This is a genomic window from Pseudomonas sp. LBUM1647 (assembly GCF_059716175.1).
The window spans coordinates 139563-163402 of the sequence record NZ_CP166809.1 but is presented as its reverse complement, the minus strand read 5'-3'; the positions used below and the strand labels follow the sequence as shown (position 1 = coordinate 163402).

The 23840-nt window shown below is 61.1% G+C and carries 9 protein-coding genes; 2 read left to right on the top strand and 7 right to left on the bottom strand.

Going from position 1 to position 23840, the window contains the following annotated elements; translation table 11 throughout:
• Positions 1 to 3 precede the first annotated feature (3 nt).
• The 6 genes from ACA059_RS00710 to ACA059_RS00685 all read right to left on the bottom strand — a co-directional run bounded on the left by ACA059_RS00710 (position 4) and on the right by ACA059_RS00685 (position 7994).
• Positions 4 to 864: an ABC transporter ATP-binding protein gene (locus tag ACA059_RS00710; RefSeq protein ID WP_348124776.1), complete on the bottom strand. Its 861-nt coding sequence runs from the start codon at positions 862 to 864 to the stop codon at positions 4 to 6.
• Positions 865 to 869: 5 nt separating this feature from the next.
• Positions 870 to 1895: an ABC transporter substrate-binding protein gene (locus ACA059_RS00705; protein ID WP_046047244.1), complete on the bottom strand. Its 1026-nt coding sequence runs from the start codon at positions 1893 to 1895 to the stop codon at positions 870 to 872.
• 18 nt (positions 1896 to 1913) lie between these two features.
• The gene (locus ACA059_RS00700) at positions 1914 to 2810 is read right to left on the bottom strand and encodes a TauD/TfdA dioxygenase family protein (RefSeq protein ID WP_056745751.1); all 897 of its coding nucleotides are present in this window, start codon (positions 2808 to 2810) and stop codon (positions 1914 to 1916) included.
• A gap of 275 nt (positions 2811 to 3085) precedes the next feature.
• Positions 3086 to 4453, bottom strand: a complete 1368-nt coding sequence (locus ACA059_RS00695; RefSeq protein WP_415772568.1) for an HlyD family type I secretion periplasmic adaptor subunit — start codon at positions 4451 to 4453, stop codon at positions 3086 to 3088.
• Positions 4443 to 6599 carry a type I secretion system permease/ATPase gene (locus ACA059_RS00690; protein WP_497632316.1) on the bottom strand — a complete coding sequence of 719 codons (2157 nt, stop codon included), beginning with the start codon at positions 6597 to 6599 and terminating at the stop codon, positions 4443 to 4445. Before ACA059_RS00690 ends, ACA059_RS00695 begins: the two co-directional genes overlap by 11 nt.
• Positions 6600 to 6641: 42 nt before the next feature.
• The gene (locus ACA059_RS00685) at positions 6642 to 7994 is read right to left on the bottom strand and encodes a TolC family outer membrane protein (RefSeq protein ID WP_497632315.1); all 1353 of its coding nucleotides are present in this window, start codon (positions 7992 to 7994) and stop codon (positions 6642 to 6644) included.
• Between the two features lie 359 nt (positions 7995 to 8353).
• On the opposite strand from ACA059_RS00685, the gene ACA059_RS00680 reads away from it, so the two are divergent.
• Positions 8354 to 21271 carry a retention module-containing protein gene (locus ACA059_RS00680; protein WP_497632314.1) on the top strand — a complete coding sequence of 4306 codons (12918 nt, stop codon included), beginning with the start codon at positions 8354 to 8356 and terminating at the stop codon, positions 21269 to 21271.
• Between the two features lie 153 nt (positions 21272 to 21424).
• Positions 21425 to 21763, top strand: coding sequence for a tryptophan synthase subunit beta (locus ACA059_RS00675; RefSeq protein ID WP_201184392.1), 339 nt, complete (start codon positions 21425 to 21427; stop codon positions 21761 to 21763).
• A gap of 121 nt (positions 21764 to 21884) precedes the next feature.
• Here the strand turns inward: ACA059_RS00675 and lapD are convergent, their stop codons facing one another.
• Positions 21885 to 23831, bottom strand: a complete 1947-nt coding sequence (lapD, locus tag ACA059_RS00670) for a cyclic di-GMP receptor LapD (protein WP_497632313.1) — start codon at positions 23829 to 23831, stop codon at positions 21885 to 21887.
• Positions 23832 to 23840: the final 9 nt, after the last annotated feature.

Below are 23840 nucleotides of genomic sequence, written 5' to 3'. Positions count from 1 at the left end.
GGCTCAATAAGCGATACGGATGTCGGAGAAATCCAGCTCACGCTCGGTTTCCGGGGACTGACCTTCATCGAACAACAACCGATGAATGCGCCGCGCCGACTCCTGAAAGGCCACGCCGCCGAGGCTGTGCAAGTCGTATTGATGGCTGTGGACTTCCGCCCGCACCCGCCCCGGATGCGGCGACAGCAGCAGGATTCGATTGCCCACCACCAACGCTTCTTCGATGGAGTGAGTGACGAACAGCAGCGTGAAGCGCACTTCTTCCCAGAGCAGCAGCAATTCTTCCTGCATCTTGCGGCGGGTCAGCGCATCGAGGGCGGCGAAGGGTTCGTCCATCAAGAGGATTTTCGGCTGCATCGCCAACGCTCGAGCGATCGCTACACGCGCCTTCATTCCTCCGGACAGGGTGTGCGGATAAGCATCGGCAAACGCCGCCAGACCGACCTTGTCCAGGTAGTGCAGCGCTCGTTCCTCGGCTTCTTTACGCTTGAGGGTTTTCGAGGCAAGCAGCGGAAACATCACGTTCTGTTTGACGGTTTTCCACGGCGGCAGTTGGTCGAATTCCTGGAACACCACGATCCGGTCCGGCCCCGGGGCATGAACGGTTTGCCCCTGAAGACGGATTTCCCCTTCACACGGCTGGATGAACCCGGCGACCGCCTTGAGCAACGTTGATTTACCGCAACCGGACGGACCGAGCAGCACAAAGCGGTCCGCCGGATCGATTTCAAAACTGACCTGATGGGTCGCACGAACCACACGCTGAGGCGTGCGGTATTCGAGGCTGACGTTGTCGACCGACAGCAGCGCTTGGGCTGCCGCGATCGGTTTGCTGACCGTGTGGCCTTGCAAAGGGGCGTTCATCTCGGTCAGCTCCCTTGCAGCGGTTTGGCGTCCTGGAAGAAGTAATCCTTCCACGAATCCGGTTTGTTTTTGATCGCACCGACGCGGTAGAGGAACTCGGCCAGCGGGTAAGTGTTTTTCGGCGTGACACTGAATTCGAACTGCGGGTTATCGATGATTTTCAGCAGCGCGGCACGGTCGATTTTGGCCTTGGTGACGCGGATGTAAGTGTCCGCCGCCGCGCCTTTATCGTTCTGGGCAAACTCGGCCGCCTCAGTCAGCGCCTGGACGAACGCCTTATAGGTTTTCGGGTTCTCGTCGCGGAATTTCTCGGTGGCGAACAGTACCGTCGGCGAGTTCGGGCCGAGCACATCATTGGAATTCAGCACAACGTGGACGTTAGGGTTGGCCAGCTCTTGATCCTGGAACGGAGGGTTGGAAAAGTGCCCGGTCAACTCGGTGCCGCCGGCAATCAGCGCCGCCGTGGCGTCGGGGTGCGGAACGGCGATGGTGTACTTGTCGAGGCGATTGAACTCCTTGTCGCCCCACTGCTTGGCGGCCGCGTACTGCAGGATGCGCGACTGCACAGACACACCGACCGCCGGCACCGCGATGCGGTCCTTCTCGGTGAAGTCAGCGATGGTTTTGACCTTGGGATTGTTGCTCACCAGGTAGTACGGGAAGTTACCGAGGGAGGCGACGGCTTTGACGTTCTGCTTGCCGTGGGTGCGGTCCCAGATGGTCAGCAGCGGACCGACGCCCGCACCGGCGATATCAATCGAACCGGAGAGCAACGCATCGTTGACTGCCGCCCCGCCGGAGAGCTGAGTCCAGTCGACCTTGATGTCGATGCCTTCCTGCTTGCCATACTTCTCGATCAGGTTTTGATCGCGCACCACATTGAGCAACAAGTAAACAATGCCGAACTGCTCGGCGATGCGGATTTCACCTTCGGCGTGGGCCACGGTCGGCGCCACCAGGCTGCCGGCGATCAAGCTGAAACCCAGGCCGATGGCCGCAGCCAACGGTGCAAATGGAAGACGTTTGGACATGAGAGTTTCTCCGACAAATCAGAAAGGCGCGTCGCCCTGGATGGTGGTGCGATACAACTTGCGGCGCAGGTAGCTTGGGCATCCGGCGGCGAGATGAATCAGCGAACGGTTGTCCCAGAACACCAGGTCGTGGGCCTGCCATTGATGGCGGTAGATGTTTTGCGGCAGCACGCTATGGGCGTAGAGCTCATCGAGCAGCTGCTTGCTCTCGTCTTCCGGTAAACCAACGATGCGGGTGGTGAAACCTTCGCTGACGAACAACGCCTTGCGGCCGTTTTCCGGGTGGGTGCGAACGATTGGGTGGACCACTTCAGCGACCTGAGCAAGCTGCTCGGGCGTCAGCGTCGGACGCCAGTTGCCTTCGAATTTGGTCTCGCTGTAACGCGCCGTGTAGGAGTGCGCGGCCGAGCGACCTTCGACGGCTTTACGCAGCGCTTCGGGCAGGTTGTCCCAGGCTTTGTGCATGTCGGCGAACAGCGTGTCGCCGCCCTCGGACGGCAGCTCCTGGGCGTGCAGCATCGAGCCCAGGCTTGGCAGCTCTTTATAGGACAGGTCGGAATGCCAGAACTTGCCGGCGTCGCCGAGGCCGATGGATTGGCCGTTCTCGATGATGTTGGAAACGATGAGAATTTCCGGATGCCCGGCCAGCAGGAATTGCTTGAGCACATGGATCTGCAACACGCCGAAACGGCGGCTGAAGGCAATTTGTTGCTCGGGGGTAATGCGCTGGTCGCGGAACACCACGACGTGATGATCCAGGTGCGCGCGGTGGATGCGGGCGAAGTCCTGATCATTGATCGGGCGGGACAGGTCGAGGCCGATGATTTCGGCACCGACAGCGCCACTGAACGGGCGGATGTCGAAGGTTTGCGGCGCGATGTTCGCGGCGCTTGGGGAAGCCGTTGCTGCAGACATAAATCACTCCCACGCACGGCACGCTCAAGGGCGCGCGCGTCGATCAAGAAACTCACGGAGGTCCCGTGTTGGTTCGTGTCGTGCGGCGCGCCGATTGGTCGGCAGGTACGCAGGAGAATGACTTTATAGATATAAGAACTTAAATTTAAATACCGTTAGCGAATAACGATATGGCCGAAAGTCAAAAGATCGCAGCCTTCGGCAGCTCCTACTGGTGTACGCAAAATCCCGTAGGAGCTGCCGAAGGCTGCGATCTTTTCGGGCGCCCCAAAGAACTACCGCTCGTGCAGCGCCTCGGCCCGGGCCCGAATGATCGGCTTGAGCAGATAGCTCAGCACAGTCTTCTTACCCGTGATGATATCCACCGAAGCCACCATCCCCGGGATGATCAGCAACGGCTTTTCATCCGTCCCCAAGTGGCTGCGATCAGTGCGCAGCTTGATGATGTAGTAAGTGGTTTTCTTGTCTTCATCGGTAATGGTGTCGGCACCGATCTGTTCAAGCTTGGCCTTCAGCCCACCATAAATGGTGTAGTCATACGCCGTGAACTTCACTGTCGCTTCCTGCCCCGGATGCAGGAAGGCGATGTCTTGCGGGCGAACTTTCGCCTCTACCAGCAAGGTGTCGTCCAGCGGCACGATTTCCACCAGGTCGCTGCCCGGCTGAATCACGCCGCCAATGGTGTTCACCAGCAACTTGTTGACGATGCCGCGCACCGGCGATGTCACCAATGTCCGGCTGACCCGGTCTTCCAGCGCCTTGCCGGTGGCCTGGGCCTTGTTCAGATCAGTGCGTGCTTCATTGAGTTGAGTCAGTGCTTCACTGCGGAATTTGCCGCGAGTCTCGTCGATCTTGCGCTGCACTTCCTTGATCGCCGATTGGGCGCGAGGAATGGCAAGAGTGGTAGCGTCCAATTGCCCGCGGGTTTCAACCTCGGCGCGCTTGAGCCGCAGCACTTCAACCGGTGATACCGCGCCCTGGGCCACCAACGGTTCGGACATGTTGATTTCCTGACGCTGCAGCGCAAGACCGTTGCGGTACTGCGACTGTTTGGAAGTGAACTCGCGCAGCTCTTGCTGACGCTGGATCAACTGCTCCTCCAAACCGCCAATTTCATCGTGCAGCTGCTGACGGCGGCTGATGTACAGCGACTCTTCGCTGGCCGCCTGACCGGGCACGGCCTTCAGCACGTCAGCCGGGAAGTTCAGCGGACGGTCATCGACTTCCGCACTCAAGCGTTCGACTCGCAGCAGCATCGACAGCCGATCGGCCTCGGTTTCGCCGACGTTGGAGGCGAATCGCGTGTCGTCCAGGCGAATCAACGGTGCGCCGGCCTCGACGATCTGCCCTTCGGTCACGAACAACTCGGAGACGATGCCACCTTCAAGGTTCTGGATTTTCTGGATCTTGGACGACGGAATCGCCTTGCCGTCGCCCTTGGTGACTTCGTCGATCACGGCGAAGTTGGCCCAGAGCATCAGGAACACGAAAAAGCCGATGATCGCCCAGATGGTCAGCCGCACCACGCGCGGGGCGTCTTCGATCAGGGCTTTGTTGACCTCGGGAAGTGGCTGGCCATGCAGCGAATCGGAGCCTTTGAAATAACGGCCGATCGAATTCTTGAAACCCGACTTAAGCAACACTGATCTGCCCCTTCTTCAACGCTTCCATCACGGCGGCTTTCGGGCCGTCGGCAAGAACCTGCCCGCGGTCGATGACGATCAGACGATCCACCAGCGACAACAGCGAAGCCCGGTGCGTCACCAGCACCACGGTTTTGTTTTCAACCACCGCCGCGAGGCGTTGCTTGAGGCGTTCTTCACCGGTGTTGTCCATGGCGCTGGTCGGTTCGTCGAGCAGCAGGATCGGCGGGTTTAGCAACAACGCACGGGCCAGGGCGACGTTCTGGCGCTGACCGCCAGACAGGTTCTGCCCACGCTCGCCAACTTGCAGCTCATAACCCTGCGGATGCAGACGGGCGAATTCGTGGACGCCGGCCAGTTCGGCCGCTTGCAGCACCATTTCATCTTCGACATAGCGCGCACCCGACACGAGGTTGTCGCGCAGGGTCCCGGCCAACAGCTGGATGTCCTGGGCCACGTAGCCAATGTTGTGGCGCAATTCGCTGACGTCGATCTGACGGATATCGACGCCATCCACCAACAGGGCGCCGTCGTCGGGCTGGTAGAGACCTACGAGCAGTTTGGCCAGGGAGCTTTTCCCCGAGCCACTGCGACCGATGATGCCGATCTTCTCGCCAGGCTTGATGATCAGGTTGATGTTCTTCAGCGCCGCGTTCTGTTGGTTCGGGTAGGTGAAGTTCATCTGCCGGCATTCGATGGCGCCTTGCAGCACCTTGCGGCTCAGTGGGCGTTCCTCGAAATTGCGCTCTTGCGGCAGCTCCATCATCTGGTCGACCGAGGTCATGGTCACCCGCGCTTGCTGGTAACGCGTCAACAGGCCGGACAGCGAGGCCAGCGGGCTGAGCGCGCGACCGCTGAGCATGTAGCAGGCGATCAAACCGCCCATGCTCAGGTGACCGTCGATGATCTGGTACACGCCGAAGACGATCATGATCACCCCGGCCAGTTGCTGGATCAGCAAGGTGATGTTCATCGCCAGACCGGAGAGCATTTTCACCCGCAGCTCGAGGCGGCTGAGGGTGCCGATGGTCTGCTCCCACTGATATTGGCGTTCGCTTTCGGCGTTGTTGACCTTCACTGCATCGAGGCCGGCGAGGGTTTCGATCAGGCTCGACTGACGCTCGGCGCCCAGCGCCATGGTTCGCTCCATGGTCGCCACCAGCGGCTTCTGCAAGGCATAGCCGATCAGCAAGGCAATCGGGAACGCCAGCACCGGAATCCACACCAGATGCCCGCCGAGAATCGCGATGACCATGAATATCAGCAGCGTAAACGGCAGGTCGATCAAACTGGTGAGGGTCAGCGAGGCGAGGAAATCGCGCAGGCTCTGAAACTCATGGATGTTCTGGGCGAAGCTGCCGACCCGTGCCGGGCGGTACTTCATGGCCATGCCGACGATGCGCTCGAACAACGTGGCCGAGATGATCAGGTCGGTTTTCTTCCCGGCCAGGTCCAGGCAGAGGCTGCGCAGGCTCTTGAGGATCAGGTCGAACAGGTAAGCCCCGGTGATGCCGATGGCCAATACCCACAGGGTCGATTCGGCCTGGTTCGGCACGACGCGGTCGTAGACGTTCATCACGAACAGCGGCGCGGCCATGGCAATGATGTTGATCAGGAAACTGGCGGCGATGGCGTCGGCGTACAGCCAGCGTGAACGCTTGAGGGTGTCGCGGAACCACGAGCGCGCGCGCGGGATCAGCGTGCCGTGATTGACGTCGAACTTGTGCTGGGGTTGAGCGAAGAACACTTTGCCGATGTAGTCATCGGCCAGCAGTTCGCGGCTGACGACACTTTCGCCGCCATCGCTTTCGCTGATCAGCAGCCGTGCCTGGTCTTCACCGAGCCAGCCGAGCAGGACGGCACTGCGGCCATCCTTGAGCAGCAACAGCGCCGGCATGGCAATCGCCGGGATCTGCTCCAGTTTGCGCACCAGCACCCGCCCTTGCAGGCCGGCGCGAGCGGCCGCGCGGGGCAGCAACTCAACGCTCAGGCGCTGCTTGGGCAACGGCAGGCCGGTGGTCAACATCGCGGCGCTGGCCGGTTTCTGATGCAGGGTGCAAAGAGCCAGCAAGCCGTCCAGTAGCGGATCGTCGTGCAGCGCGCGTGGATCATGAATGAGTTGAACTCGACTGACTTCTGATTCCACGCTCGGCACTCTTGGCTAACAATTGAACAATGAAGGTTCTGCTCAATTCATACCGGGCAGTTGAACCTTCGGCTTCACGTCGTTCTGCACAACGGATGCCAACGGTGCGACCACTCCCTGGCTCTTGAGCAACTCGCCCATGGTCGCCTTGATTCGGTACTGAGTAAATAACTGAATGTTCTTGATCTCCGCCAGGCGACGAGAAGCCGAGAACAGCTCGTTTTCACTGTCGAGCAGGTCGAGCAAAGTGCGCTCGCCGAGGCTGAACTGTTTTTGATAGGCGGTGCGCACGCGGGTGCTGTGATCGACATATTGCTGGGCGATCGGCACTTGGGCGTTGGCGTTGTTCAAGGCATTCCAGGCCAGGCCCAGATCTTCGTTCAACACGCGCAAGGCGTTGTTGCGAATATCCAGTGCCTGATTGGACAGGTAGGACTTGGCTTCCAGATCAGCCTTGTTGCTGCCGCCGGCATACAGATTGAAGCGCATGCGCAACATGGCCTGCCATTCATTGCTGTGACCGTTCTGGCCGTCGAGATCGTTGTCGGCAGTGCGACCCAATTCGGCATCGAAGCGCGGGTAGAAGGTCGACTTGGCGGCTGCGTACTGTTTCTCGGCAGCGGCAATGTCCGACTCGGCGGAACGCAGGATCGGGCTGTTTTCCAGCATCTGCGCCCGGGCTTCATTCAGGTTGGCTGGCAACAGCGCCATGAAATCGGAAGGGCGCTCCAGCTGATCGGGCATCTGGCCGACGGCGCTGAGGAAGTTGGTCTCGGCGTCAGCCAGGTTGGTCTGCTCGGTGATCAGATTGTTGCGGGCCTGGGCCATACGCGCTTCGGCCTGATCGAGGTCGGCGCCGCTGCCCACGCCGCGCTGGGTGCGCAACTTGATCTGGTCGAAAATCCGTTCGTGGCTCTTCAGGTTGTCGGTCGCCAGGCGCACGAATTCGCGGCGGGTCAGTACGTCGAGATACACCTGCGCAACGGTGAGCGCGGTGCGTTCGGACGTGCCCAGCAAGGAGTAGGCGCGGGAATTAACGGTGGCTTGTTGGCGCCCCACTTCACTGGAGGTCGCAAAACCGTCAAAAACCATTTGCGACAACCGCACGCTCGATTCGCTGCGATTCAGGTTTTCCCAGTGATTGTTGTTGCCAGCGGCACGTGTGGTGACATTGTCAGTGCCTTCGCGACCATAACCGCCCAGCAGATCGACCCGTGGGAGGTATCCCCCTTTTGCTGCCTTTAACTGATAATCCGCGGCCAATCGACTGTTAACGCCTGCCTGGATTTCCGGATGGACATCCAGTGCCTGTTGCATGGCCTCCGGAAGGGACTGCGCCTGAACAAAACTGGCGGCTATGGCGAAGGGTAAAGCCTTGAGCAGGTGCAAACGCATGGTTGGAGTTTCCAGGAATTACTTGTCTTGAATCACTGCAGAACGTGCCGCTGCATCGGATGATGACAACCGGAATGACCGTGTGTCGGAAAGTTGTATTTTGGAACAGCGTCACACTCTGTGGAGCAGGTCAGCACCTAAATATCAATGTGACATTACGGAGGCGAGTGTTTAGGATGACAGGCAGAAGGTCAATAGTTTGGCATAAAGTTTATAGCGAAAGAATATAGCCAACTTATTGACGAATAACCGCGTCAAAGTTGTGCCTCTAATATCTTGAAAGTACATCCAGACTGAACGCGATCAACCGCTCTCAGGTCCATGGACGTCAACTGAATGCGACACCCGGAGAGTCTTCAATGAGCAGTGTTGTGGCCATCGTCAAAAGCATTGTCGGTCAGGTTTTCGCTGTTTCCCCAGAGGGCGTGCGCCGCGTACTCGTTGAAGGCGATCGGTTGTTTGTCGGCGATCAGGTAGACACTGGCGCGGCAGGTGCTGTCACGCTCGAACTGGCTGACGGCCGGACCCTGGACCTGGGCCGCGACACTCAGTGGAGCGGCAGCGATCCGGATTCCAGCGCTGACCTTGCACAAGCCACTGCACAAGCCGCGCCATCGGTTGAAGAGCTGCAGCAAGCCATCGTTGCCGGCGCCGACCCGACCACCGATCTTGAAGCCACCGCGGCCGGCCCGACAGCTGCCGGCACAGGCGGCGCGGCAGGTGGCGGCCACAGCTTCGTGATGCTGGATGCCACCGCTGGCCGGGTCGACCCGACCATAGGTTTCCCAACCGGCGGTCCTGATTCCACTGCCACAACCACCACGCTCGATACCGGCAGCCAGAACACCACGGCCACCAACGCTCCGAGTGTACTGATCGCTGATACTGGCACTCAGGCCGAAGACAGCGTCGCGACCGGCAATGTACTGAACAACGATAGCGATGCCGAAACGCCCCTCAGCGTCGCCAGCTTCACCGTCGCCGGCATGACCGGCAGCTTCACCGCAGGCCAGACGGCGACCATCGTCGGCGTCGGCACGCTGACCATCGGCACCAATGGCAACTACACCTTTACTCCGGACGCCAACTACAACGGCGTCGTACCGCAAGTCACGTACACCACCAACACCGGCTCGACCAGCACGCTGGATCTCACCGTGACGGCGGTCGATGATCCGACCGTTTTGACTACCGACACCCAGACCATTGCAGAAGACACCGCTGCGATCGGCAACGTGCTGAGCAACGACAGCGACATCGACAACGTCCTGAGCGTGGCCACCTTTACCATCGCCGGCGTCAATGGCACCTTCACAGCCGGCCAGACCGCCACCATTGCCAACGTCGGCACCCTGGTCATTGCGGCCGATGGCGCCTACACCTTCACCCCGGCTGCCAACTACAACGGTGCTGTGCCAACGGTCAGCTACACCGTGACCGACGGCTTGGGCACTGACGTCACCTCAACGCTGAACATCAACGTCACGCCAGTCGATGACCCGAGCGTCCTGACGGCTGACACTAACACCGTCGATGAAGACCACGTTGCCATCGGCAACGTGCTCGACAACGACAGCGATGTCGAAAGCACCCTGAGCGTGGTCAGCTTCACCGTCGCCGGTGTGACTGGCAGCTTCACCGCCGGCCAAGTTGCAACGATCGCCGGCGTCGGCACGGTGACCATCGCCAGCAACGGCGACTACAGCTTCACCCCGGCAGCGAACTGGAACGGCACCGCCCCACAGATCAGCTACACCACCGACACCGGTTCCACCAGCACCCTGGACCTGAGCGTTACCCCGGTCGACGACGCGAGCGTCCTGACCGCCGATGCCCAAACCATTGCCGAAGACACCACGGCGATCGGCAACGTGCTCGACAACGACAGCGATGTCGAAAGCACCCTGAGTGTTGCGACCTTCACCGTACAAGGCGTCACCGGTTCCTTTACCGCGGGTCAAGTTGCAACGATCGCCGGCGTCGGCACGGTGACCATCGCCAGCAACGGCGACTACAGCTTCACCCCGGCAGCGAACTGGAACGGCACCGCCCCACAGATCAGCTACACCACCGACACCGGTTCCACCAGCACCCTGGACCTGAGCGTTACCCCGGTCGACGACGCGAGCGTCCTGACCGCCGATGCCCAAACCATTGCCGAAGACACCACGGCCATCGGCAACGTGCTCGACAACGACAGCGATGTCGAAAGCACCCTGAGCGTGGCCAGCTTCACCGTCGCCGGTGTGACTGGCAGCTTCACCGCCGGTCAAGTTGCAACCATCGCTGGCGTCGGCACGGTGACCATCGCCAGCAACGGCGACTACAGCTTCACCCCGGCAGCGAACTGGAACGGCGCGGTGCCGCAAGTCACTTACACCACCGACACCGGTTCCACCAGCACCCTGGACCTGAGCGTTACCCCGGTCGACGACGCGAGCGTGCTGACCGCCGATGCCCAAACCATTGCCGAAGACACCACGGCGATCGGCAACGTGCTCGACAACGACAGCGATGTCGAAAGCACCCTGAGCGTGGCCAGCTTCACCGTCGCCGGTGTGACTGGCAGCTTCACCGCCAGTCAAGTTGCAACCATCGCTGGCGTCGGCACGGTGACCATCGCCAGCAACGGCGACTACAGCTTCACCCCGGCAGCGAACTGGAACGGCGCGGTGCCGCAAGTCACTTACACCACCGACACCGGTTCCACCAGCACCCTGGACCTGAGCGTTACCCCGGTCGACGACGCGAGCGTGCTGACCGCCGATGCCCAAACCATTGCCGAAGACACCACGGCGATCGGCAACGTGCTCGACAACGACAGCGATGTCGAAAGCACCCTGAGCGTGGCCAGCTTCACCGTCGCCGGTGTGACTGGCAGCTTCACCGCCGGTCAAGTTGCAACCATCGCTGGCGTCGGCACGGTGACCATCGCCAGCAACGGCGACTACAGCTTCACCCCGGCAGCGAACTGGAACGGCACCGCCCCACAGATCAGCTACACCACCGACACCGGCGCCACCAGCACCCTGGACCTGAGCGTTACCCCGGTCGACGACGCGAGCGTGCTGACCGCCGATGCCCAAACCATTGCCGAAGACACCACGGCGATCGGCAACGTGCTCGACAACGACAGCGATGTCGAAAGCACCCTGAGCGTGGCCAGCTTCACCGTCGCCGGTGTGACTGGCAGCTTCACCGCCGGTCAAGTTGCAACCATCGCTGGCGTCGGCACGGTGACCATCGCCAGCAACGGCGACTACAGCTTCACCCCGGCAGCGAACTGGAACGGCGCGGTGCCGCAAGTCACTTACACCACCGACACCGGCGCCACCAGCACCCTGGACCTGAGCGTTACCCCGGTCGACGACGCGAGCGTGCTGACCGCCGATGCCCAAACCATTGCCGAAGACACCACGGCGATCGGCAACGTGCTCGACAACGACAGCGATGTCGAAAGCACCCTGAGCGTGGCCAGCTTCACCGTCGCCGGTGTGACTGGCAGCTTCACCGCCGGTCAAGTTGCAACCATCGCTGGCGTCGGCACGGTGACCATCGCCAGCAACGGCGACTACAGCTTCACCCCGGCAGCGAACTGGAACGGCACCGCCCCACAGATCAGCTACACCACCGACACCGGCGCCACCAGCACCCTGGACCTGAGCGTTACCCCGGTCGACGACGCGAGCGTCCTGACCGCCGATGCCAACACCGTCGCCGAAGACACCACGGCGATCGGCAACGTGCTCGACAACGACAGCGATGTCGAAAGCACCCTGAGCGTGGCCAGCTTCACCGTCGCCGGTGTGACTGGCAGCTTCACCGCCGGTCAAGTTGCAACCATCGCTGGCGTCGGCACGGTGACCATCGCCAGCAACGGCGACTACAGCTTCACCCCGGCAGCGAACTGGAACGGCGCGGTGCCGCAAGTCACTTACACCACCGACACCGGTTCCACCAGCACCCTGGACCTGAGCGTTACCCCGGTCGACGACGCGAGCGTCCTGACCGCCGATGCCCAAACCATTGCCGAAGACACCACGGCCATCGGCAACGTGCTCGACAACGACAGCGATGTCGAAAGCACCCTGAGCGTGGCCAGCTTCACCGTCGCCGGTGTGACTGGCAGCTTCACCGCCGGTCAAGTTGCAACCATCGCCGGCGTCGGCACGGTGACCATCGCCAGCAACGGCGACTACAGCTTCACCCCGGCAGCGAACTGGAACGGCACCGCCCCACAGATCAGCTACACCACCGACACCGGTTCCACCAGCACCCTGGACCTGAGCGTTACCCCGGTCGACGACGCGAGCGTCCTGACCGCCGATGCCCAAACCATTGCCGAAGACACCACGGCCATCGGCAACGTGCTCGACAACGACAGCGATGTCGAAAGCACCCTGAGTGTTGCGACCTTCACCGTACAAGGCGTCACCGGCTCCTTTACTGCGGGTCAAGTTGCAACCATCGCCGGCGTCGGCACGGTGACCATCGCCAGCAACGGCGACTACAGCTTCACCCCGGCAGCGAACTGGAACGGCACCGCCCCACAGATCAGCTACACCACCGACACCGGTTCCACCAGCACCCTGGACCTGAGCGTTACCCCGGTCGACGACGCGAGCGTCCTGACCGCCGATGCCCAAACCATTGCCGAAGACACCACGGCCATCGGCAACGTGCTCGACAACGACAGCGATGTCGAAAGCACCCTGAGTGTTGCGACCTTCACCGTACAAGGCGTCACCGGTTCCTTTACCGCGGGTCAAGTCGCGACTATCACCGGCGTCGGCACTGTGACTATCGCCACCAACGGCGACTACAGTTTCACCCCAACAGCGAACTGGAACGGCACCGTTCCACAGATCAGCTACACCACCAACACCAATTCCATCAGCACGCTGAATATCACGGTCAACTCGGTCAACGACGCTCCGACCGTCAGCGTCACCTCGGCCAGAGGTGATGAAGATCATTTGATCGCCGTGCAGCTCGGCGGCAATGACGTCGATGGCAGCGTCGGCCACTTCACCCTGACCAGCCTGCCGGCCAATGGCGTGTTTTACGCTGACGCCGCCGGCACCATCGCGTTGACCGCCAGCAGCGTGATCTCCGCAACCACGAACGGCGCAACGGTTTACTTCAAGCCCACCGGCGACTGGAGTGGCACCACCAGCTTCACCTACAACTCGACCGACAACCAGGGCATGCCTTCCGCCTCTTCGGCGACCGGCACCGTCGTCGTCGCGCCAATAACTGATGCCCCAAGCCTGTCACTGACCGGTGGCGGTGTGGTCGTCTCGACCGACTTCCAGGAAGTCGCTCTGAACAGCGTCTTTGGCGACGTCAATGTCAGCAAGCTCGGCAATGGCGTGTGGCACACCGACAACAGCGGTGGCATGGTCGAAATCGGCAAGGCCAGTGTTTATGGTGCCGGGGGCGATAATCAGGTCATCGAATTGGAGCGCAACTCCGGCGATGCGAGCAACCTCTACACCACTATCGATGCCAAGGCCGGCACAACCTATAGCGTGTCGTTCGACTATGCACCGCGTGCGGGTGTGGATAATTCGCTGATCAATGTGTACTGGGGCGGCCAACTCATTGGCACCCTTAACACCTCGACCACCGGCATGCAGCACTACAGCTTCAACGTTCCGGTTACTGCCGATGGCAACCAGAAGCTCGAGTTCCGCGCCGGGGACAGCAACAGCCTGGGCGGCCTGCTGGACAACATCAATGTCACTCAGGTGCTCAACTCGGGCCTTGAAGACAACGCGATCCTGCTGTCAACCATCCAGGCCCACACCAACGACGCCGATGGCTCGGAAACGCTCACGCTCACACTGAACGGCTTGCCGGCGGGTTCCAGACTCACCGACGGCACCCACACCTTCAACGCTGCCAACGGCTTGACGTCGGTGGACGTTACTGGTTGGAACCTGTCCACGCTCAAGCTGACACCGCCGGCGAACTTCAATGGCGACATCCCCCTGACCGTCACGGCCACCGCCAAAGACGGCGATGCCCCGAGCGCCAGCACCTCGCTACCGCTGGTGGTGCACGTCGGCGCCGTCGATGACGCAAGCGTGCTGACGGCTGACACCAAAACCATTGCTGAAGACACCACGGCCACCGGTAACGTACTGAGCAACGACCGCGATATCGACAACACCCTGAGCGTCACCAGTTTCAGCGTGAAGGGCGTCGACGGCAGCGTCATTGCGGGCCAGACCGCGACCATTGCCGGCGTCGGCACGCTGACCATCGCCAGCAACGGCGAGTACAGCTTCAAGCCGGCTGCCAACTGGAACGGCAACGTTCCACAAGTGACCTACACCACCAGCACCGGCTCGACCAGCACGCTGAACATCAGCGTCACCCCGGTCGACGACGCGAGCGTTCTGGCTCCAGACACCAAAACCGTCGCCGAAGACAGCGTCGCCACCGGTAACGTACTGAGCAACGACCGCGATATCGACAACACCCTGAGCGTCACCAGTTTCAGCGTGAAGGGCGTCGACGGCAGCGTCACCGCAGGCCAGACCGCGACCATTGCCGGCGTCGGCACGCTGACCATCGCCAGCAACGGCGAGTACAACTTCAAGCCGGCTGCCAACTGGAACGGCAACGTTCCACAAGTGACCTACACCACCAGCACCGGCTCGACCAGCACGCTGAACATCAGCGTCACCCCGGTCGACGACGCGAGCGTTCTGGCTCCAGACACCAAAACCGTCGCCGAAGACAGCGTCGCCACCGGTAACGTACTGAGCAACGACCGCGATATCGACAACACCCTGAGCGTCACCAGTTTCAGCGTGAAGGGCGTCGACGGCAGCGTCACCGCGGGCCAGACCGCGACCATTGCCGGCGTCGGCACGCTGACCATCGCCAGCAACGGCGAGTACAGCTTCAAGCCGGCTGCCAACTGGAACGGCAACGTTCCACAAGTGACCTACACCACCAGCACCGGCTCGACCAGCACGCTGAACATCAGCGTCACCCCGGTCGACGACGCGAGCGTTCTGGCTCCAGACACCAAAACCGTCGCCGAAGACAGCGTCGCCACCGGTAACGTACTGAGCAACGACCGCGATATCGACAACACCCTGAGCGTCACCAGTTTCAGCGTGAAGGGCGTCGACGGCAGCGTCATTGCGGGCCAGACCGCGACCATTGCCGGCGTCGGCACGCTGACCATCGCCAGCAACGGCGAGTACAGCTTCAAGCCGGCTGCCAACTGGAACGGCAACGTTCCACAAGTGACCTACACCACCAGCACCGGCTCGACCAGCACGCTGAACATCAGCGTCACCCCGGTCGACGACGCGAGCGTTCTGGCTCCAGACACCAAAACCGTCGCCGAAGACAGCGTCGCCACCGGTAACGTACTGAGCAACGACCGCGATATCGACAACACCCTGAGCGTCACCAGTTTCAGCGTGAAGGGCGTCGACGGCAGCGTCATTGCGGGCCAGACCGCGACCATTGCCGGCGTCGGCACGCTGACCATCGCCAGCAACGGCGAGTACAGCTTCAAGCCGGCTGCCAACTGGAACGGCAACGTTCCACAAGTGACCTACACCACCAGCACCGGCTCGACCAGCACGCTGAACATCAGCGTCACTCCGGTCGACGACGCGAGCGTTCTGGCTCCAGACACCAAAACCGTCGCCGAAGACAGCGTCGCCACCGGTAACGTACTGAGCAACGACCGCGATATCGACAACACCCTGAGCGTCACCAGTTTCAGCGTGAAGGGCGTCGACGGCAGCGTCATTGCGGGCCAGACCGCGACCATTGCCGGCGTCGGCACGCTGACCATCGCCAGCAACGGCGAGTACAGCTTCAAGCCGGCTGCCAACTGGAACGGCAACGTTCCACAAGTGACCTACACCACCAGCACCGGCTCGACCAGCACGCTGAACATCAGCGTCACTCCGGTCGACGACGCGAGCGTGCTGCAGGCGGACAAGATCGCCGTTGCCGAAGACACCACGGCCACCGGTAACGTACTGAGCAACGACCGCGATATCGACAACACCCTGAGCGTCACCAGTTTCAGCGTGAAGGGCGTCGACGGCAGCGTCACCGCAGGCCAGACCGCGATCATTGCCGGCGTCGGCACGCTGACCATCGCCAGCAACGGCGAGTACAGCTTCAAGCCGGCTGCCAACTGGAACGGCAACGTTCCACAAGTGACCTACACCACCAGCACCGGCTCGACCAGCACGCTGAACATCAGCGTCACTCCGGTCGACGACGCGAGCGTGCTGCAGGCGGACAAGATCGCCGTTGCCGAAGACACCACGGCCACCGGTAACGTACTGAGCAACGACCGCGATATCGACAACACCCTGAGCGTCACCAGTTTCAGCGTGAAGGGCGTCGACGGCAGCGTCACCGCAGGCCAGACCTCGATCATTGCCGGCGTCGGCACGCTGACCATCGCCAGCAACGGCGAGTACAGCTTCAAGCCGGCTGCCAACTGGAACGGCAACGTTCCACAAGTGACCTACACCACCAGCACCGGCTCGACCAGCACGCTGAACATCAGCGTCACTCCGGTCGACGACGCGAGCGTGCTGCAGGCGGACAAGATCGCCGTTGCCGAAGACACCACGGCCACCGGTAACGTACTGAGCAACGACCGCGATATCGACAACACCCTGAGCGTCACCAGTTTCAGCGTGAAGGGCGTCGACGGCAGCGTCATTGCGGGCCAGACCGCGACCATTGCCGGCGTCGGCACGCTGACCATCGCCAGCAACGGCGAGTACAGCTTCAAGCCGGCTGCCAACTGGAACGGCAACGTTCCACAAGTGACCTACACCACCAGCACCGGCTCGACCAGCACGCTGAACATCAGCGTCACTCCGGTCGACGACGCGAGCGTGCTGCAGGCGGACAAGATCGCCGTTGCCGAAGACACCACGGCCACCGGTAACGTACTGAGCAACGACCGCGATATCGACAACACCCTGAGCGTCACCAGTTTCAGCGTGAAGGGCGTCGACGGCAGCGTCACCGCAGGCCAGACCGCGATCATTGCCGGCGTCGGCACGCTGACCATCGCCAGCAACGGCGAGTACAGCTTCAAGCCGGCTGCCAACTGGAACGGCAACGTTCCACAAGTGACCTACACCACCAGCACCGGCTCGACCAGCACGCTGAATATCAGTGTCACCCCGGTCGACGACGCACCGACCGTCACTACTACCTCAGCCAGCGGCAATGAAGATCAATTGATCGCTGTGCAGCTCGGCGGCAATGACGTCGATGGCAGCGTCGGCCACTTCACCCTGACCAGCCTGCCGGCCAATGGCGTGTTTTACGCTGACGCCGCCGGCACCATCGCGTTGACCGCCAGCAGCGTGATCTCCGCGACCGCCAACGGCGCAACGGTTTACTTCAAGCCCACCGGCGACTGGAGTGGCACCACCCATTTCACCTACAACTCGACCGACAACCAAGGCATGCCTTCCGCGTCTTCGGCAACCGGCACCATTGTCGTCGCGCCAGTAACCGATACCCCAAGCCTTTCACTGACCGGTGGCGGTATGGTCGTCTCGACCGACTTCCAGGAAGTCGCTCTGAACAGCGCCTTTGGCGACGTCAATGTCAGCAAGCTCGGCAATGGCGTGTGGCACACCGACAACAGCGGTGGCATGGTCGAAATCGGCAAGGCCAGCGTCTACGGTGCCGGCGGCGATAACCAGGTCATCGAACTGGAGCGCAACACCGGTGATGCGAGCAACCTCTACACCAATATCGATGCCAAGGCCGGCACCACTTATAACGTGTCGTTCGACTACGCACCGCGTGCCGGTGTAGATAATTCGGTCATCAATCTGTACTGGGGTGGTCAACTGATTGGCACCCTGAACACCGCGACCACCGGCATGCAGCACTACAGCTTCGACGTTCCGGTCACTGCCGATGGCAGCCAGAAACTCGAGTTCCGCGCCGTTGACAGCAACAGCCTGGGCGGCCTGCTGGACAACATCAATGTCGCTCAGGTTCTCAACTCGGGCCTTGAAGACCACGCGATCCTGTTGTCGACCATCCAGGCCCACACCAACGACGTCGATGGTTCGGAAACACTCACCCTCACACTGAACGGCTTGCCGGCGGGTTCCAAACTCACCGACGGCACCCACATCTTCAATGCTGCCGACGGCTCGACGTCGGTGGACATTACTGGTTGGAACCTGTCCGCGCTCAAGCTGACACCGCCGACGAACTTCAATGGCGATATCCCCCTGACCGTCACGGCCACCGCCAAAGACGGCGATGCCCCAAGCGCCAGCACCTCGCTGCCGTTGGTGGTGCACGTCGGTGCCGTCGATGACGCAAGCGTGCTGACGGCTGACACCAAAACCATTGCTGAAGACACCACGGCCACCGGCAACGTGCTGACCAACGACCGCGATGTGGACAACACCCTCAGCGTCACCAGCTTCAGCGTGAAGGGCGTCGACGGCAGCGTCACCGCCGGCCAGACCGCGACCATCGCCGGTGTCGGCACGCTGACCATCGCCAGCAACGGCGAGTACAGCTTCAAGCCGGCTGCCGACTGGAACGGCGACGTTCCACAAGTGACCTACACCACCAGCACCGGCTCGACCAGCACGCTGAACATCAGTGTCACCCCGGTCGACGATGCGAGCGTCCTGGCACCAGACATCAAAACCGTTGCCGAAGACACCGCCGCCACCGGCAACGTACTGACCAACGACCGCGATATCGACAACACCCTCAGCGTCACCAGCTTCAGCGTGAAGGGCGTAGACGGCAGCGTCACCGCCGGTCAAGTTGCAACGATCACCGGTGCCGGCACGCTGACCATCGCCAGCAACGGCGAGTACAGCTTCAAGCCGGCTGCCGACTGGAACGGCGACGTTCCACAAGTGACCTACACCACCAGCACCGGCTCGACCAGCACGCTGAATATCAGTGTCACCCCGGTCGACGATGCGAGCGTGCTGACGGCTGACACCAAAGCCGTCGCAGAAGACACCACGGCCACCGGCAACGTACTGACCAACGACCGCGACGTGGACAACACCCTGGCCGTGGTCAAGTTCACTGTTGGCGGTACCGAGTACACAGCAGGCGGTACTGCGACCATCGCAAACGTCGGCAAATTGACCGTCGGTGCCACCGGTGACTACAGTTTCACCCCGGTCGACAATTGGAGTGGCACCGTTGCGACGGTGACCTACACCACCAACACCGGTTCTAGCACCACACTGAATATCGGCGTGACTGCGCAAGTCGATGCACCGATCGTCTCCGCCACCACCACTCAGGTGGTCGAAAACAACAGTGTTGCGCTGGGCCTGAAGGTCACCTCGGTGGACACCGATGGTTCTGAAACCCAGGTCATCACCAAGATTGGCGGCATCCCGGTAGGTGCGACTCTAACCGACGGCACACACACCTTTACCGGCACCACCGGTAGTGCCGTGGCCGATCTCAGCGGATGGGACGTGAGCAAGCTGAGCTACACTCCGGCGCCGTATACCAGCGGTACTAACGCGCTGACGGTGACGGCGACCTCGACCGAAACCTCCACCAGCCAATCGCTGACGACTACCACACCGCTGAACATCACTGTGACAGCGGGTGTGTATGAACATCAGGATGGAAAGCCGGGCACCGACACCCTGACCGGTACCACCAGCAATGACATTCTGGTCGGCGACACTGCTGGCACCACGATTGTCGAAGGAAAAAACTACAACATCGCCTTCATTTTCGACAGCTCGGGCAGCATGGACAACTCGCTGGCGACCGCCAAGGCGCAATTGAATACAGTTTTCGACCAACTGGCGACCAACGCCGGTAAAGCGAATTCGGGTACGGTCAACCTCTACCTCCTCGACTTCGATACCAACGCAGGCAAGTCCGTCGCGGTCGACCTGTCCGACAAAAACGCCGCTATGACCAAGCTCACCGCCCTGTTGAAATCAATCAACTCTGACGGCGTCACCAACTATGAGGACGCGTTCAAGACGACAGCCAACTGGTTCTCCAGCACCTTGGCGAAGAGCAATGTCGGCGCAACCAACCTGACCTTTTTCATCACCGACGGCCAGCCCAATTACTACCAGAGCATCTCGTCGAAGGTTATCGACTTCAACGTCGACACCGACAAGGTATTGAGCGACTACATCGCTCAATGGAAGCCGGGCACGGCGCTCAACATCACCTTGGCGGACGGCCAACACACGCTGATCAGTGCCAAAGGCGAAGTTTACGAGTTGGTGGAAAAAAACTACGGTAAGTCCGGCAGGTTCGACAGCGTCTCCCTGGGTACCCTGTCTTCCCACGCCGACGGCCATGGTGGTATGGAGTACAGTCTCACGGTAGGCACGGGGTCGAACACCCCGACCACCGACGCGATCGACAATGCAAAAGAAGGCTACGCCGCACTGAGCAAAGTCTCGACGGTAGAAGCGATCGGCATCAACAACGATATCAACAAGGGCATCTTGCAGCTGTTCGATACCGATCACGTCGTGCATACCGGCGTGAGCGCCGGTGACCTGGCTTCGGCGATTCAGGGATCAACCGTCGCGATCGCACCGGGTGACGACAACGGCAATGGCGGTAGCGGCAATGACATCCTCTTCGGCGACCTGGTGAGTTTCACTGGCATCAGCGGCGATGGCGTCCAGGCGATCCAGGCCTTCGTGGCGTCGAAGACCGGTGTAGCTGACGCCAGCCTGGTCACCGATCAGCAGATGCATCAGTACATCACCAACCACATCAGTGAGTTCAATGTCACCGGCACTTCCGATGGCAAAGACACGTTATTGGGTGGCGACGGCAATGACATTCTGTTCGGCCAAGGTGGTAACGACATCCTTACCGGTGGCAACGGCAATGACATGCTGATCGGCGGACGTGGTGACGACACGCTGTATGGCAGTTCGGGCGCTGACACCTTCGCCTGGCTCAAAGGCGACACCGGCAACGATGTGATCAAGGACTTCAAAGCCGATGAAGGCGACCGCATCGACCTGCGCGATCTGTTGCAGGGCGAGACCGGCAGCACCATCGACAACTTCCTGAAGATCAGTACCGTTGAAGGCGTGTCGACGCTGCAGGTCAGTTCCGAAGGCAAGTTCAACGCGGCTGGCGGCGGTGCAGCGGTTGCCCCTGACGTGACGATCAAACTGGAAGGCAATAACTGGTCCGGCGCCAACATTCACTCGTTGATTGCCGGCAGCGATCCGACCATCAAGGTCGATCACAACAACAGCTGATGGGTGATCTGGCGGCCGCTCTTCTTGGGCGGCCGTCGGGCACTTGCCAATCTTCACGCCGGGTGACGATTTTCTCTTCCCACCGCATACTCGCGTCCAGTTGGCCTATGCTGCTGACAGCATGACGCTGGTCCATTTCCGAGGGGATGTTCAATGTTCTACGTGCAACGCGATGCGCAAGGTCAGTTAGTGCGCGTGGAAGCCGCGGCCTACGCCGAGGCCACGGAAACACTGCCGGCCGACCACCATGAAATCCAGGCCTGGTACGCCAACGAGGTCGTGGAAACCAGCCTCAAACAGCTCAAGCAGAGCGACCTGGAAATGATCCGGGTACTCGACGACTTGATCCAGGTGCTGACCAGTAAAGGCGTGATCCGCGTCACCGACCTGCCGCCGGCCGCACAAGCCAAGCTGATGGACCGGAACCAGGCCCGTGAGGCGTTGGGTGGGTTGAGTCAATTGATCGATGATGATGAGACGGGGTTGATCTAAACCCCCGGAAAAGAAAAAAGATCGCAGCCTTCGGCAGCTCCTACAGGGGAACGCATTTCCATGTAGGAGCTGCCGAAGGCTGCGATCTTTTTTTCGCCTCACCGCAATGGCGGAATCAGCCTCACTGCCAAGGCTTCGGTTCACCAAACAATTGCCCCTGAACCCCATACAACCCCATCTCACGAATCACCATCAACTCCCCTTCCGTCTCGACCCGCTCGGCAATCAACGGCAAATCGATGCTGTGCGCCGCCCGCTGAATCGCCTCGATGAACAGGCGCTTGTCGCTCTCCTGATCAATCGCCCGGATGTAACTGCCGTCGATCTTCAGATACGCCAACCCGAGCCGCGCCAGGTTGCCGATCATGCTGAAGCGCCCGCCAAAGCGTTGCAGGCTCAGGGAGAACCCGAGTTCGTGCAGACGTCGCGTCAGCTCTTCCAGCATGGCTTGCTCCGGCAACTGCTCCTCGCCGATTTCCAGGGTCAATCGCTCCCCGAGATCCGAATGCTGGCGCAGGATTTCGAATACTTTATTCAACGCCTGCGGATCGGCCAACGTTGCTGAAGACAGGTTCAGCGCCAGCGACTCTTCATGGTCGGCCATCTGCTCAAGCACCAGCTCCAACATCAGACGGTCCAACCGCGCGGTCCAGCCAAAGCGCTCGAGCCACGGCAGGAAGCGTCCGGCGGGAATGGTCTGGCCCTCGTCGTCGATCAAACGCGACAGCACCTTGTAATGCAGCACCAACTGCGTGTCCTGGGCGGCCACCACCGGCTGGAAATACAGCTCGAAACGCTGCTGGCTCAACGCCTGTTCCAGTAAGTTGTGCCAGGCATGATGGTCGTCGCCGACGCTGGCCGACGCGCTGTGATCCAGGCAAACCCAGCTCGAATCGCCCTGGCCTTCCGCCTGAGCCAACGCCTGATCGCCCAACCCGAGCACCGCTTGCGGGGAGTCGCCATAAACAAACGGTGCCAGCCCAATCGAGGCCACCGACGCCACGTCGGTGGCGCCCGTCGCATGCAGGCTCGCCAAGGCACTGTCGAGGTTCTGCGCCAGTTGCAGCGCTTCTTCGCGCACCAGCCCCGGCGCCAGCACGGCAAACTCACCGCCGCGAATCCGCGTCACGAGGTTCAGGGTTTCCGGGTATTTGGCGCACTCTCTGGACAGCTGCTCGCCAACAGCTTTCAACAACTGGTCAGTGCGCTGACCGCCCAACCGCTGGTTCAACCCGGCCAGGTCCTTGACCCGCAACAGCAGCAAATAACCAGAACTCGCCTGCTCCGGATTGCTCACCCGGGCGTTCAATTGCATTTCGAAATAACGACGGTTGGCCAGCCCCGTCAGGTTGTCCTGATAGGACTCGGCCCGCAGTTTTTCACTGCGCACGGCCTGCTCCTGAAACAACGCCTTGAGCTTCTCGACCATCTGATTCATGGCTTGCACCACGCGGCGCAATTCGGGCGTGCGCGGCAGTTCCGGCAGGCTGAGGAATTCTCGGCGAGCGATGGCGTGGGATTGCTTGACCATGTAATCCAGCGGCTTCAGTTGCCGGCGCAACAACAGTGCGCCCAGCACCGCGCTCACCGCACCGCAGATCAGCAACCAGCCAAGACTGCCCAGCGCGCTCTGCCAGAGTTTGGCCAACGCGAACATCGGATGGCTGACCACCTCGACCCGCGCCGCCTGCTCCCAGCCACGGCTGACGAGGGCATCACCACCGGCCGCTTCCAGCCCGATCATTTTGACGAACCAGTCCGGCACGTTGTTCACCGCTGGAATGCCGCTGCGCTCGACGATGGTCTGATCGGTCTGGAGGTCGACCACGCGGATGCTCGCGTAATAACCGCTGTCGAAGATCGAGCTGACCAGCAACTCGACCATCGCCGGGTCGTCGATGTTCGGTGTCAGGGACAGTGCCAACGCGGTCGCGGCGTCCTGGGCGTGGGAGCGCAACTGGTTGACGTATTGGGTGCGCGAGCTTTCCAGGCTGACCACGAAGCTACCGGTGAAGGCGATCACCAGGAACAGACAGATAGCGATCAACAGCTGTTTGAACAAAGACATCTGAGCGCG

What these genes read in the sequence shown, in the direction of transcription:
- ACA059_RS00705 (WP_046047244.1), bottom strand. Translation starts at nt 1,895, where the DNA reads ATGTCCAAACGTCTTCCATTTGCACCGTTGGCTGCGGCCATCGGCCTG.
- ACA059_RS00700 (WP_056745751.1), bottom strand. Translation starts at nt 2,810, where the DNA reads ATGTCTGCAGCAACGGCTTCCCCAAGCGCCGCGAACATCGCGCCGCAA.
- ACA059_RS00680 (WP_497632314.1), top strand. Translation starts at nt 8,354, where the DNA reads ATGAGCAGTGTTGTGGCCATCGTCAAAAGCATTGTCGGTCAGGTTTTC.
- ACA059_RS00685 (WP_497632315.1), bottom strand. Translation starts at nt 7,994, where the DNA reads ATGCGTTTGCACCTGCTCAAGGCTTTACCCTTCGCCATAGCCGCCAGT.
- ACA059_RS00675 (WP_201184392.1), top strand. Translation starts at nt 21,425, where the DNA reads ATGTTCTACGTGCAACGCGATGCGCAAGGTCAGTTAGTGCGCGTGGAA.
- ACA059_RS00710 (WP_348124776.1), bottom strand. Translation starts at nt 864, where the DNA reads ATGAACGCCCCTTTGCAAGGCCACACGGTCAGCAAACCGATCGCGGCA.
- lapD (WP_497632313.1), bottom strand. Translation starts at nt 23,831, where the DNA reads ATGTCTTTGTTCAAACAGCTGTTGATCGCTATCTGTCTGTTCCTGGTG.